The organism is Arthrobacter sp. HMWF013 (assembly GCF_003061105.1).
Lineage (GTDB): Bacteria > Actinomycetota > Actinomycetes > Actinomycetales > Micrococcaceae > Arthrobacter.
Genome location: NZ_QAIQ01000458.1, coordinates 1 through 12557 on the forward strand (window position 1 = coordinate 1; position 12557 = coordinate 12557).

General features: G+C 66.4%; 11 protein-coding genes and 2 pseudogenes. 7 read left to right on the forward strand and 6 right to left on the reverse strand.

The window, feature by feature from the left end:
- The 3 genes and pseudogenes from DBR22_RS16515 to DBR22_RS16525 all read right to left on the reverse strand — a co-directional run.
- Nucleotides 1–708: ATP-binding protein (locus DBR22_RS16515; RefSeq protein ID WP_308810227.1), on the reverse strand; the 708-nt coding region annotated here is incomplete at its 3' end.
- 281 nt (nucleotides 709–989) lie between these two features.
- Nucleotides 990–1814 (reverse strand): annotated as a pseudogene (locus tag DBR22_RS16520) (DUF4194 domain-containing protein); the annotation flags it as partial.
- Between the two features lie 2 nt (nucleotides 1815–1816).
- Nucleotides 1817–3277, reverse strand: coding sequence for a DUF3375 family protein (locus DBR22_RS16525; RefSeq protein ID WP_108599915.1), 1461 nt, complete (start codon nucleotides 3275–3277; stop codon nucleotides 1817–1819).
- A 322-nt stretch (nucleotides 3278–3599) separates the two neighbouring features.
- Between DBR22_RS16525 and DBR22_RS16530 the strand changes: the two genes are divergently transcribed.
- From DBR22_RS16530 to DBR22_RS16540, 3 genes are all read left to right on the forward strand, one after another.
- Nucleotides 3600–3890: a hypothetical protein gene (locus DBR22_RS16530; RefSeq protein ID WP_108599916.1), complete on the forward strand. Its 291-nt coding sequence runs from the start codon at nucleotides 3600–3602 to the stop codon at nucleotides 3888–3890.
- Between the two features lie 75 nt (nucleotides 3891–3965).
- Nucleotides 3966–5981, forward strand: coding sequence for an acyl-CoA dehydrogenase family protein (locus DBR22_RS16535; RefSeq protein WP_108599917.1), 2016 nt, complete (start codon nucleotides 3966–3968; stop codon nucleotides 5979–5981).
- A 52-nt stretch (nucleotides 5982–6033) separates the two neighbouring features.
- Nucleotides 6034–6840: a TIGR04086 family membrane protein gene (locus DBR22_RS16540; protein ID WP_108599918.1), complete on the forward strand. Its 807-nt coding sequence runs from the start codon at nucleotides 6034–6036 to the stop codon at nucleotides 6838–6840.
- Here the strand turns inward: DBR22_RS16540 and DBR22_RS16545 are convergent.
- Nucleotides 6837–7238 (reverse strand): YchJ family protein, encoded by a 402-nt coding sequence (locus DBR22_RS16545; RefSeq protein WP_108599919.1) that lies wholly within the window; start codon nucleotides 7236–7238, stop codon nucleotides 6837–6839. The genes DBR22_RS16540 and DBR22_RS16545 overlap by 4 nt on opposite strands.
- Nucleotides 7239–7471: 233 nt before the next feature.
- Between DBR22_RS16545 and DBR22_RS23930 the strand changes: the two genes are divergently transcribed.
- From DBR22_RS23930 to DBR22_RS16565, 4 genes are all read left to right on the forward strand, one after another.
- Nucleotides 7472–8353 carry a hypothetical protein gene (locus DBR22_RS23930; RefSeq protein WP_181365218.1) on the forward strand — a complete coding sequence of 294 codons (882 nt, stop codon included), beginning with the start codon at nucleotides 7472–7474 and terminating at the stop codon, nucleotides 8351–8353.
- A 162-nt stretch (nucleotides 8354–8515) separates the two neighbouring features.
- Nucleotides 8516–9580, forward strand: coding sequence for an aldo/keto reductase (locus DBR22_RS16555; protein ID WP_108599920.1), 1065 nt, complete (start codon nucleotides 8516–8518; stop codon nucleotides 9578–9580).
- 76 nt (nucleotides 9581–9656) lie between these two features.
- The gene (locus tag DBR22_RS16560; protein ID WP_108599923.1) at nucleotides 9657–10661 is read left to right on the forward strand and encodes an aldo/keto reductase family protein; all 1005 of its coding nucleotides are present in this window, start codon (nucleotides 9657–9659) and stop codon (nucleotides 10659–10661) included.
- A gap of 7 nt (nucleotides 10662–10668) precedes the next feature.
- Nucleotides 10669–11529: an SDR family oxidoreductase gene (locus tag DBR22_RS16565; protein ID WP_108599921.1), complete on the forward strand. Its 861-nt coding sequence runs from the start codon at nucleotides 10669–10671 to the stop codon at nucleotides 11527–11529.
- Between the two features lie 37 nt (nucleotides 11530–11566).
- Here DBR22_RS16565 and DBR22_RS16570 read toward each other — a convergent pair whose 3' ends face one another.
- Complete coding sequence (locus DBR22_RS16570; RefSeq protein ID WP_108599922.1) at nucleotides 11567–12058, reverse strand: RpiB/LacA/LacB family sugar-phosphate isomerase; 492 nt, start codon at nucleotides 12056–12058, stop codon at nucleotides 11567–11569.
- Nucleotides 12055–12537, reverse strand: a pseudogene (locus DBR22_RS16575) (DAK2 domain-containing protein); the annotation flags it as partial. The pseudogene DBR22_RS16575 and the gene DBR22_RS16570, both read right to left, overlap by 4 nt.
- Between the last annotated feature and the right edge of the window lie 20 nt (nucleotides 12538–12557).

Below are 12557 nucleotides of genomic sequence, written 5' to 3' on the forward strand. Positions count from 1 at the left end.
ATCCAGGACCTGGTCGCGGAAGAACGTGTTGACGCTTCCACCAAGGCCCTTGCCTGCCTGGATCACCCGGAGCAGCGGCAGCGCCTGGTCCGAGCTGATCCCCAGCAGCCGGCGAAAACGCTCGGCGAATGCCTTGTGGACATCGAAGATCTGGGCGTCGGGGAAGATGGCCTCGAGCGCGGCCTTGGTGAAGCGCTTTTCGGTGATGTCCTCGATGGCCGGCAGGTCCAGCGGCTTGTTGTCGATCAGGTAGAAGCGGCCGACGCTGGACTCGGTGCCGTTTTTGGGCACGTCGAACAGGGCGGACACCGTGACACGGGTGCCCGCCGCGTTATCGAACGTCAGCGCAACGGCGGACCACGTGGCACCCGGACGCTGGAACGCGCTGGCCGAGCCTTCGCCCACCGCCTTGTCGCCCACCTTGCCCCGCATGTAGGTGAACGTGGTCCTCTTGTCCTCCACAGCACCGCCCGCGCGCTGGGCCGCCGCCTCATTTGAGCGCGGCCTCGCATCAAACACGCGCAGCATGGCGTCAAACAGCGTGGACTTTCCCACGCCCGAGTTGCCCGTCAGCAGCGTTCCGTTCCGGTCCACGTGCATGGTGTGGGCCCCGTGGAACGTCCCCCAGTTGACCACCTGCACCAACGCAAGGCGCATCTGGCCCGGGTTCGTGAGCTCGCCCATCGGCAGCATGGATGCGATGCTCACTTGTTGTTCTCCGTTGTTGTGGTTGGGTTCGCGTCGTCACCGGACACATGCTCTGCGTGCTCGCTCGTTCCTCGCTTAGACGCACGATGCCGCATGTCGCCGGCGTCACCGCTCATACCCGGAACCTGCGCACCCACGGGAGACGACGCCGATGCCGCCCAGGGAGTGGCTTCTAAGGGGATGGACGAGGGCCCCGACGCGAGCTTGCGAGCGGCGGGAAGTCCTGACCCGCTATCGGAGCCGGGCGACTCGCTGCTTGCAGCAGAGTCGCCCGGCGGAGGGGCGGGGGCGGCATCGGCGTCGTCGTCCTCGGCACTGTCTGCTTCCTGGTGGTCGCCGTCGAGCTCCAGCATCGCTTCTGTGCCCGTGGCATCTGTCGTGGCGGCCACGAGGGCTTCGATTTGGGCCGGGATGTCGCCGATGTTTTCGAAGGGCAGGGCCAGGGGGAGGGCGTTGGAGATGGTGTAGACGTCATCCAGGGGCGTGGCGAGGAGGAGTTGGCGGGCCAGGAGTTTGGTGATGGCACGGGTGACAACGTCCGAGTCGCGCAGGGCGTCCTGCTGTCCGGCGGGTTGGTAGTGGGCCACGAGGTCGGCGATTTCCTCGCGCGTGATGGTGGGGTCCGTCTGGGCAGTGACGTGGCGGTCCAGCAGCAGGCGCAGCCGGAGCAGCACGATGGTCTCCACCCGGCTCAGAGCGCGTTGCTGGCGCAGGATGCTGGAGCGGGTGCTGCCGCCGATCGCCTCGGGATCGACCGGGCGCAGGACGGCGATCTTGCGTTCGTGGTCCAGCTGGAGCGTGAGGAAAAGTTCGGACAGCCGGCTGCGGAGGATCAGCTGGTTGTCCAGCAGCGTGGTCCAGAGTTTCTCGTCGCGGCCGCCATCCACGTACGGTCCCTTGAGCAGCTTCACCAGCGCCTGGCGCACCTTCATAGTGAGCACCCCGGTATCGCCGGGGAACAGCGCAGCACCATCCACAAAGGTGTCCCGGGGAGTGACTGTGAAGGGGCGTTCACTGTGGGACGGCACCTCTGCAGCGGGGGCGGTCTCCGCAAGGTGCGAGTCCTCCTCAACGGGAGGCGCCGCCGTCGTGATCTCTTCAGTCATCGTCAATCCTTCTTCAGGGTGACCACCGGCAGGTATGCCTTGCGGGTGGTGCCGTCGATCTGTTCGAAGTCGAGGCCGTCCCAGGCTTCGCGGTCGAAATTCGCTCCGGCCTGCAGCGCGTGCGCGAGCAGGGCCCGGATGGAGTTGATGTGTTGCTCTTCCACCGGCAACTGGGCCCAGGCCTCCGCAAGGGTGTTGGCTCCGGCAACGGCTGCCCGGATGGCCTCCGGCCGGGCCTTGCCCGTCCTCGGCGAGCGCACCCGGTCCGAGTCGCTGAAGGAAATGGGATCGGCGAGCTTGGGTGGCACTGCGAACTCGTCCGGATCGTAGAGCTTGACCATGGCCAGGGATTCGAACCCGGCGTTGAAAAGCACCGGGCCGCGGACCAGGCCGGGCCGTTCCCGTTCGTACGGCAGGGACCTGATGGCCTGCTCGGCCTCGCGGAGGACCTTCCGGAGGCGGACGGACTGGCGGAAGTCATCGCTTTGGACGTAGGTGTTCAGGCTTTCGCTGAGCTTGCCGTAGATGCGCTGGATCTGGCCGTGCTGGTGGCGGAGTTCAGCCACCAGGTTCTTGAGCGTCTCCCGGTCCTCCGGGGACAGGTCGTCGGCGAACTGCCGGCTGAGCACCTCGCCGATGGCCGAACGGAACCGGACCTGCTGCTGGGGGTCCTCCAGGAACGCCGTGAAGGACCGGAAAGTCCTGCCTTCGGGACTTTGCCGGAGCCGCTTGTCCGCCTCAAGGACCTGGGCCATGGTGGCGCCCTTGCTGAGCGATTCCTCGATGATCTGGTTACGGAGGGCGCCCACCAGTTCCTCGATGCGGTCGCGCATCTTTTTGTAGTCGGCGGGCAGGCTTGCGGCCAGGTCCAGGATGTTGCCTGCAGCCTCCACGGCTTCGTCGTCATCGAGGAGGCCGTCGAAGTCGCCGGAGCTGATGTCCTGGATCAGTTGCCGCCGCTCGCCGATCTCCTCTTCGAGGGATTCGAGCCGGGCGCTCTGGTCCGGGTTTGTCTCGTTGGCGAGCTTCTCCACGTCCCCCAACAGGGTGCCCAGCCGGGAACCGTTCAGGGTGGACCGCTCGCTGGAGAGGCTGTCCAGGAAGGCGAGGACACGGGCCGCGGGTTCGGTGACCTCGTAGACAATCTGTCCGGACTGGTTTCGGCGGGTCAGGAAGTTCTTGCGTGTCCACTCGTCCGCATACTTCTTCCCCGTCGGAGGACCGTCGCCGGAGCCTCCCAGCCCCGGATCCTGGCGCCGCAACTGCTCAAGGAAAGAGTCGACGTCGGCGTGGAACTCCTCCAGCGGAAGCTGCGGGCGGGTGCGGGTGAAGGAGGCCTGCAGGACGGCGATGACCCAGGGAGCCGATCGGGTAAGCGCCCAGGCGGGTCCTTTGGTCAGGAGTTCGAGGTCCCGGAGCCGGGCGCTGATCGCATCAGCGGATGACGCGGCGGAGCGGGGCACGCACTCTCCTTCAGCTGCTGGGGGTTGGTTGGGGCAGCGCGGAAACGCGAAAACTGCCAACTACAAGGTTAACGCAGACCCTCCCAACCCAACGCGGGGTCACTTCCGGCCCGATGCAACGGCATTATCGGGCGGGGAGTGACCCCGCGTTGGGTGGGAGTGCGTGAGGGTTCCGCGATCGCTCCGTTACCTACCTCGCGGTAGCATTTCGATCCCATACCAACCCGGCATTATGGGCGCCGCCGCTCTGGATGCGGCGGCGGCCTGCCCCTACGCTCGTGCTACTGGTCTCAACCGAAGCAATGGCGCAGCAGGGGGAAGCATGCAGTTTGATCTAAGTGCAGTGGAAACGGCCACCATGGTATTCGTCGGAACCCTGGTTTTCGGCCTGCTCCTGGTGGCTTTCATCCTCACCGCGGGGTTTCTTGCCCTGGTCCTGGTGGGGGTGGGAAAGCTTGCCTGGTTCCTCGTTTCCACCTCGCTGCTGGCCGTGGTCCACGGCATCAACCATGGTTGGGACCGGCTGGTGCACCACGCCTCAACTGTCGAGGTCCCCGGGGACTTCCAGGGCCAGCCAACCCCTAGCACCGGAAGCTACCCGCGGGTAATCTAAGGGGACAGCTGAAGGGTTCTCCAACCCGGCGGATCCATGGCTTGAACCGGCCATCCCGGGCAGAGGAGATACCCCATGAGCTCCGCAACCGACAGTCCTGCCGCCAACACCGCTGCAGCCGATGCTCCGGCCGCGGACGTCCCGGTCGCTGCCAGTAACATCGGCCCCGAGGCTACTGCGGCAGAAGCCCGCGCCCTTTCCGAGGCTGCGCGTGAAAAGGGCTGGGACCGGCCGAGCTTCGCCAAGGGACTGTACCTGGGAGACTTCGACCTCAGCCTCATCCACCCGTGGCCTAAGGCCCAGGCCGAGGACGTGGAGCGCGGCGAGGCTTTTATGGAGCGCCTCACCGAGTACGCCCGCACCATGTCCGGCCGGGTGATCGAGCGTGACTCGCAGATCCCGGATGAATACATCAGGGGCCTGGCCGACCTTGGAGTCTTCGGCATGAAGATCCCCCAGGAGTACGGCGGCCTGGGCCTGTCCATGGTTTACTACGGCCGTGCCCTCGCGCTGCTGGGCAGTGTCCACCCGAGCATCGGCGCCCTGATCTCGGCCCACCAGTCCATCGGCGTCCCTGAGCCCGTTAAGGTCTTCGGGACCCCGGAGCAAAAACGCGAATACCTGCCCCGGTGCGCTACCGGGGCCATCACTGCCTTCCTGCTCACGGAGCCCGATGTTGGCAGTGACCCTGCCCGGATGGGCAGCACCGCAGTTCCCACGGACGACGGCGAATCCTATGTTCTGGATGGCGTGAAACTTTGGACCACCAACGGCGTGATCGCCGAGCTGGTGGTGGTGATGGCTGTGGTGCCGGCCCGCACCGACGCCGACGGTTCGCACCACAAGGGTGGCATCAGCGCCTTTGTGGTGGAGATGGACTCTCCCGGCATCACCGTGGAGAACCGCAACTCCTTCATGGGACTGCGCGGCATTGAAAACGGGGTGACCCGCTTCCACCAGGTCCGGGTCCCGGCGGCGAACAGGCTTGGACGCGAAGGCCAGGGCCTGAAGATCGCCCTGACCACGCTGAATACCGGCCGGCTCTCACTCCCGGCGCTGTGCGTTGCGTCGGGCCGCTGGAGCCTGAAAATCGCCCGCGAATGGTCGAATGCCCGCACCCAGTGGGGGCAGCCGGTGGGCAAACACGAGGCCGTGGGCAAGAAGATCGCCTTCATCGCTGCCACGACCTTTGCTTTGGACGCCGTCTTCGAGCTGTCTGCGGAACTCGCCGATGCCGGCCAGAAGGACATCAGGATCGAGGCGGCCCTGGCCAAGCTGTGGTCCACCGAGATCAGCTACCTGATCGCCGACGAACTGGTCCAGATCCGCGGCGGCCGCGGCTTCGAGACGGCCGAGTCCCTCGAGGCCCGCGGCGAAAGGGCGGTTCCGGCGGAGCAGCAGCTCCGCGACCTCCGGATCAACAGGGTCTTCGAGGGCTCCTCGGAAATCATGAAACTGTTCATCGCCCGCGAAGCCGTGGATGCCCACCTTGCCGCCGCGGGCGCCCTCGGGTCCATGGAAGCGAGCCTGCAGGAGAAGGCGCGGGCCGCCGTCGGGGCTTCCGGTTTCTATGCCAGGTGGCTGCCCAAGCTGGTGGCCGGCGCCGGCATGGATCCCCGGTCCTACAGCGAGTTCGGCCGGCTGGGAAAGCAACTGAGGTATGTGGAGCGTTCCTCGCGCCGGCTGGCCCGGCAGACTTTTTACGGCATGGGCCGGTGGCAGGCGAAGCTTGAACTCAAGCAGGCGTTCCTGGGCCGGGTAGTGGACATCGGAGCCGAGCTGTTTGCGATGGCAGCAAGCTGCTCGCGGGCCGAGATGCTGCTGCGCACCGCTCCGGACCGCGCGGCCACCGCCTACGAGCTCGCCGAGGCATTCTGCGAGCAGTCACGCGTGCGCGTTGACGGGTACTTTGACGAGCTGTGGCGGAACACCGATGACGGCGACCGCGACCTTTCGCGCAAGGTCCTCGCCGGCGATTACACCTGGCTCGAGGCCGGGGTCCTGGACCAGTCGGAGGGCACCGGCCCGTGGATCGCTGACGCGACGCCGGGCGCTTCCACCAAAGAAAACCTGCACCGGAGGTACCGCTAGCACGATGGTAAGCATCCTTGTTATCGTGGCGAACCAGTGGTTGAGTTGACCCATGAGCAACCTAACGAACCCAGAGGACAAACTTCCGCGGACTGCCCGGAATGAGAATCTACGGAGTGAAACTGCTCGTGACCAGGCCTTCGCCGGCGGCGAACCCACCCGTGTTTACGACCGGACACCGGCGCCTTCCGCTGAACGGGACTACCAGCCGGATCCGGCCGCTGCCGAACAGGACCCGCCGGTCCTCGATCCGCGCCTGACCGACCCCAGCCTGACGGACCGGCACACCGCGGTGGCCCGCGAGAAAGAACAGTTTGGCGGCATCAAGGTGGGCTCCGCCTTCTTCGGCTGGCTGGCGGCGACCGGCATGTCAGTTCTCCTCACCGCCTTCGTGGCGGCTCTGGGAACGGCGGTTGGCCTGGCGAACAGCACCGATGTCAACGAGGCCCTCAACCAGGTGGCCACCAACGGCACCGTTGGGCTGGTGGGAATGATCGTCCTGCTGGTGATCCTGTTCGTCTCCTACTATTCGGGCGGCTACGTGGCCGGCAGGATGGCGCGCTTCAACGGCGCCAAGCAGGGCTTTATGGTGTGGATCTGGGCCCTGATCGCCGCTGTTGTGGTGGCCCTGCTGGGCATCATCGCCGGCCAGCAGTTCAACATCCTGGCCAACCTGAACAGCTTCCCGCGGATCCCCATCAACGAGGGCCAGCTGAGCACCATGGGCATCATCGCCGCCATTGTGGTGGCCGTTGTTGCCCTCGCCGGAGCGGTCCTTGGCGGACTGGCTGGCATGCACTTCCACCGCAAGGTGGACCGGGCAGGCTTCACCCCGGATGCAACGTACAGCGAGAGCTAGTCCTGCAGCACAGCATCAACGTAATACCAGCGCCGGTTCTCGCGGACGAAGCGGCTGTTTTCGTGCTGGACTCCGCGTTCGCCGTCGTGCCTGAAGTGGGCGTTGAACTCGACCGTGCCTGCGGTGTCCAGCGGGCCGCCGCGGCTGCTGGACAGGATGTCCAGGCGCCGCCACTCCATGGTGGGATCAAGTTCCAGCCCGGCAGGTGCCGTGTCCGGGTGCCAGGTTTTGAGCAGGTATTCGGTGTTGAGCAGGGCAAACGCACTGTAGCGGGAACGCATCAGCTGCTCAGCCGTGGCGGCCTCTGCCTGGCCGGCGTGGAAGCGTCCGCAGCATTCGGCATAGGCCAGGCCGGAGAGGCAAACGCAGTTGCTGGTGTCGAGTGGTTTTTCAGGCATTTTGCTCCGGCCGGTTGCGCGCCAGCCACCGTTCGGCGGACGCTTTGTTCCCTTCCGATTCTAGGCGCAGGCGCCATTGTCACATCCGGTAACAGGTTCGGAACAAACCTCCACCGGGCCCCCTCCACCGGCGGCACAGCCCGCAAATAGTCCGTAAGGTGGTGGAGGGGCCGGTTGCCCGCTGGCAGTGGTTTCCGGGACGGACGCCGCAGCCGCAGAGAGGAGAAGTGCACGTGGGAGATTCAACGACGATCGCTCTCCACCTGACTTTTTTCGGCACACTGGGCCTGGCATTCCTGATGTTCCTGGGGCTGTTCCTGCTGGTGATTCTCACGCTGGTGATCGCCGGCGTGGGGCGGCTGGCAGCCCTCTTCGTCATGGCCCTCTTTGGCAGGCGTCCCAGGAACGAGACCCTCCCGCTGGTCCGCTTTTCCGGGACTCAGGCGCCGGGCGCTTCCGCGTCACCGCAACATTCAACGCACGACGACGGCGGGGCCCCTTCGAGGACAAAGCCGGCCCGCGCCGGGGTGCTTCGTGCCAAAACCGGCGTTCTGCTGGGTCATACCCGCACCCTGCACAGCTCGGCGAACAAAGCTGCCTCCTCGGCTGCTTCAGCAGCGGTGTCCACCGCGCAGGCACACAGCCGGGCGGCCGCCGCCGTCGTGCTTAAGCCACGAGACTGGCGCAAGGCTGTCCGCAACGGCCGCAACCTCCTGAAACCGTCCGAACTCGGGCCACGGCTGCAGGACGCTGTGGAACACCACCCGCTCCTGACCGCCGCGCGCCGGGAACCGCCGGTGCTGGCTGAGGACTGGGCAGCGGCCGTCGCCAAAGCAGACGCCCGCGCCATGGCCCGGGCCCGGGCCGCCGCACCGGAAATCACCATCTCGGTCCGCGACCTGCCCGCTCCCGGCGTGCCGGCGGAAAAAGTGGTGGCCGTGGCGCCCCTGGTGGAGTCGGCGCTGCACCAGGACCGTCCTGCCCGTGATGTGCCGCGGTCCTTCAAGAAACCCTCGGAGCCCGCTCCGTTGTCGCCGCTGGACACCGGCTCGCTGTTGTCCCTGTCCGGACATGCCAGCATCCTCAAAGCGAAGCTGCCTGCCGACAGGCGCTGACCGCACTGCTGCTTCACAAACCGTCATCGGTGCGGGCCTGCGTTACCCCGTGCTACGAAAAGCTAAGGACTGTGGCCTTTTCCTGCTGCCCGGTCCCGAATCTGTGTAGCGTCGTGACGATCCACAGCAAACGCGTGGGACATCGATCGTCAGGAGCCGGGGATGAGCCTCAGCGAACTTCGTGTGTTCGGCCGGTCGGGCACGCCCATCAGCCCGCTCACTTTGGGCACCATGAACTTCGGCGAAGGCCCCGGCACCTCCCCGGGCAGCGTCCCGACAGGCGGCGCGCCCACCGGCGCGGATGAGAGCATCCGCATCATCCAGGCCGCCCTGGACGCCGGCATCACCGCGGTGGACACCGCGGACGTGTACTCACAGGGTGAGTCCGAACAGGTGGTGGGGCGCGCACTCCGCGGCCGCCGCGACGACGTCTTCCTGGCCACCAAGTTCCACGGCCAGATGAGCGCCAACCCGGCCCATTCCGGGAACTCGCGCCGCTGGATCATGCAGGCAGTGGAAGGCAGCCTCCGCAGGCTCCAGACGGACCGGATCGATCTGTACCAGGCGCACCGGCCGGACTACAACACTGACGTCCTGGAGACCATCACGGCCCTGAACGACCTCATCCGCCAGGGCAAGATTCTCTACTACGGCACCTCGGTGTTCACCCCGGCACAACTGGTGGAGGCCCAATGGCTCGCCACCACCAACCACCTGATCCCGCCGGTAGGCAACCAGGTCCCCTATTCCCTGCTGGTCCGCGGCAATGAACGCGACGTCCTCCCCATCTCCCAGCAGTACGGGCTGGGTGTTCTGGCGTACGGCCCCTTGGCGGGCGGGTGGCTGTCCGGCGACTTCGTCCTGGACGCCGGCAAGCCGCCGGCCCGCGTGCATTCGTTGCCGGGCCGGTACGACATTTCCGGACCGGCCAGCGAGCGGAAACTTTTGGCCGCGGACTCGCTGGCACGGCTGGCGGATAAGTTGGAGATTTCCCTGGTGGAACTCGCCATCGGCTTCGCCCTGAACCATCCGGCCATCAGCAGCGTGATCATCGGCCCGCGCACCGAAGAGCACCTGAACGCCTACCTCAAGGCCGCGGACAGCCTGCTGGGCGAATCGGTGCTTGATGCGATCGACGAACTCGTGCCGCCGGGAACCAACTTCGTGGAACGCGACGCCGGAGCCGTGGTGCCGTCACTGGAGTACGCGGAGCTCCGCCGCCGCTGAGCGCGCCACCCACCACCGCCGTCGTTGTTTTGGAAAGCCCTTACCGTGAGCCGCCATCTCGGCTAGCGTGAAAACCATGGAATTCAGATACCTCGGAAACAGCGGCTTCAAAGTCTCGGAAATCACGTTCGGCAACTGGCTGACCCACGGCTCCCAGGTGGAGAACGACGTCGCCACCCAGTGCGTGCGGGCAGCGCTCGACGCCGGCATCAGCACCTTCGACACGGCAGACGTCTACGCGAACACCGCCGCGGAAACTGTCCTGGGCGAGGCGCTGAAGGGCGAGCGCCGGGAGTCCCTGGAGATCTTCACCAAGGTTTTCGGCCCCACCGGGCCGAAAGGCAAGAACGATCTTGGCCTGTCCCGCAAGCACATCATGGAGTCGATCAACGGCTCGCTCGACAGGCTGCAGACGGACTACGTCGACCTCTACCAGGCGCACCGCTACGATTTTGAAACGCCGCTGGAAGAGACCATGCAGGCGTTTGCGGACATCGTCAGGCAAGGCAAGGCCTTGTACATCGGCGTGAGCGAATGGACCGCCGAGCAGCTTCGCGAAGGCCACGCGCTGTCCAGGGAACTGGGCTTCCAGCTGATCTCCAACCAGCCCCAGTACTCCATGCTGTGGCGGGTCATCGAGGCCGAGGTTGTGCCTGCGTCGGAAGAACTGGGTGTGTCCCAGATCGTCTGGTCCCCCATGGCACAGGGTGCGCTCAGCGGAAAGTACCTTCCGGGCCAGCCTGCCCCGGAAGGCAGCCGCGCCACGGATGACAAGGGCGGGGCCAGGATGATTGAGCGCTGGATGCGTGATGACGTGCTGGCCGGCATCCAGAACCTCAAGCCGATCGCCGCCGAAGCCGGGCTGTCCATGCCCCAACTCGCCGTGGCCTGGGTCCTGCAGAATCCGAATGTGGCCTCGGCGATCATCGGCGCGTCCCGCCCGGAGCAGATTGCGGACACCGTGGCCGCCTCGGGTGTCGCCCTCGAGCCGGAGATCCTGAAGAAGATCGACGATGCGATCGGTTCCCTGGCTGAACGGGATCCGGCGAAGACCACGTCCCCCGCCACCCGCGAAGCCTAGGAGAGACATGACTGCCCTGCCCGACCTTGCGGTGACCGGCTCGACGGGAGTACTGGGCGGGATGGTGGCCCGGCAGTTGGCCGACGCCGGCACAGCCCAGCGGTTGCTGGTCCGCGACGCGGCCCGCGCACCCGGACTTGAGGACGCCGTGCCGGTGGTTTTCAGCTACGCGGATGCCTCCCTGGCAGTCAGGTCCTTGGAGGGCGTCAAAACGCTGTTCATGGTTTCGGGGCAGGAGGCCGAGGACCGGCTGCGTCAGCATTTCACGTTCATCGACGCCGCTGCCGAGGCCGGAGTGCAGCACATCGTCTACACCTCCCTCTACGCGGCGGCCCCGGATGCGACGTTCACTTTAGGCCGGGACCACTACGCCACTGAGGAGCGGATCAGGGCCTCCGGCATGGACTTCACGTTCCTGCGGGACAACCTGTACCTCGATATCCTGCCGCAGCTGGCGGGCGAAGACGGCGTGATCCGGGGGCCGGCAGGGGACGGAGTGCTCTCGGCCGTGGCCCGCGAGGACATCGCCCGGTGCGCCGTGATGGTGCTGCGGGATCCCGCGCTCCATGTACGGGCCACCTACAACCTCACCGGCCCGGAGGAGCTCACGCTGGCCCAGGCCGCAGCAATCATCACGGCCGAAACCGGGCGGAGCATCACCTACCATCCGGAAACCGTGGAGGAAGCGTATGCATCACGGGCATCCTATGGGGCGCCGCCGTGGCAGCTGGATGCGTGGGTGAGCACGTACACAGCGATCGCAGCCGGGGAGCATGCGGGAGTCTCACCGGATGTGCGGGCCCTGACGGGCCGGGATCCCCTGAGCCTCGCGGCGTTCCTGCGGCAGCCCCAGCTCGAACCGCTCTAACGCTTCCCCGGCCGCAGTCCCTCCGGAGAGGATGCCGTCAGCAGCCCTCGAAATCCGTGAGCACCTTGACCTTGTCCGCGGAGGCGGAGCCTGGATCGAAGGTGTAGCCGAGCCATTCGTGTGCCAGCCGGCTGGCCAGCTCCACCCCGATGACGCGCTGTCCCATGGTGAGCACCTGGCAGTCATTGGAGAGGACTGAGCGTTCCACGGAGAAGGAGTCGTGGGCCGTGGTGGCCCGGATTCCGTCCACCTTGTTGGCGGCGATGGCCACCCCGATCCCGGTGCCGCAGAACAGGATGGCGCGGTCGGCCTTGCCGTCACGGATCAGTTCCCCCGCGGCGATGCCAACATAGGGGTATGGTCTGCTGAACTCTTGCGGGCTGTCACTGCGGTTTACTCCGATATCCAGGACCTCACTGACCCGTGGATCAGCCCGCAGGTCGGCCAGGATGCGGTTTTTGTAGTCGACGCCGGCCTCGTCTGCGCCTACCACCAGGCGCAGTCCGGTCGAGGGGGTTGCGGCGGTCATGAACGGGCTCCTGCCGGATGTGAGGGCACGGGGTGGGACGAAACGGCGCCAGCGAGGATCGGACCGATCACGGTGAAGATCATGGCCAGCGAGGTGGCGCCGGGATCGGGAGTGCCCACGCTTTTCTCGGCGAGAGGGCGGGCCCGTCCCTTCAGTGGCCGCAGCGACGCGGTGGACTTTGCCGCCTCTTCAGCTTCCTGCGCGGCGGCCGCCCACGCCTGGCGAAGGTCAACGCCCTCGTCCACCAGACGGCTCAGGGTTTCGGTAAAGGGCAGCAGCGCGTCCACCATGGTCTTGTCGCCTGCTTCGGCCTTCCCCAGGCCGGTGATCCTGGCAGTGAAGGCGCGTATTCCTGCCGCCAGCGCACCCGCGTCGGGTGTCTCCTGGTTCCCCAGTGATTCGCCCAGCGCCCGCAGGCCCGCGCCCCAGAGCACCCCTGACGTGCCGCCGGCCTTATCGGCCCAGGCATCGCCGGCGGCACGTCAGGGGTGCTCTGGGG

Bases quoted from the DNA above. Each gene is read 5' to 3' on its own strand.
- DBR22_RS16530 (WP_108599916.1), top strand. From the start codon at position 3,600: ATGCAGTTTGATCTAAGTGCAGTGGAAACGGCCACCATGGTATTCGTC.
- DBR22_RS16535 (WP_108599917.1), top strand. From the start codon at position 3,966: ATGAGCTCCGCAACCGACAGTCCTGCCGCCAACACCGCTGCAGCCGAT.
- DBR22_RS16540 (WP_108599918.1), top strand. From the start codon at position 6,034: ATGAGCAACCTAACGAACCCAGAGGACAAACTTCCGCGGACTGCCCGG.
- DBR22_RS16545 (WP_108599919.1), bottom strand. From the start codon at position 7,238: ATGCCTGAAAAACCACTCGACACCAGCAACTGCGTTTGCCTCTCCGGC.
- DBR22_RS16555 (WP_108599920.1), top strand. From the start codon at position 8,516: ATGAGCCTCAGCGAACTTCGTGTGTTCGGCCGGTCGGGCACGCCCATC.
- DBR22_RS16560 (WP_108599923.1), top strand. From the start codon at position 9,657: ATGGAATTCAGATACCTCGGAAACAGCGGCTTCAAAGTCTCGGAAATC.
- DBR22_RS16565 (WP_108599921.1), top strand. From the start codon at position 10,669: ATGACTGCCCTGCCCGACCTTGCGGTGACCGGCTCGACGGGAGTACTG.
- DBR22_RS16570 (WP_108599922.1), bottom strand. From the start codon at position 12,058: ATGACCGCCGCAACCCCCTCGACCGGACTGCGCCTGGTGGTAGGCGCA.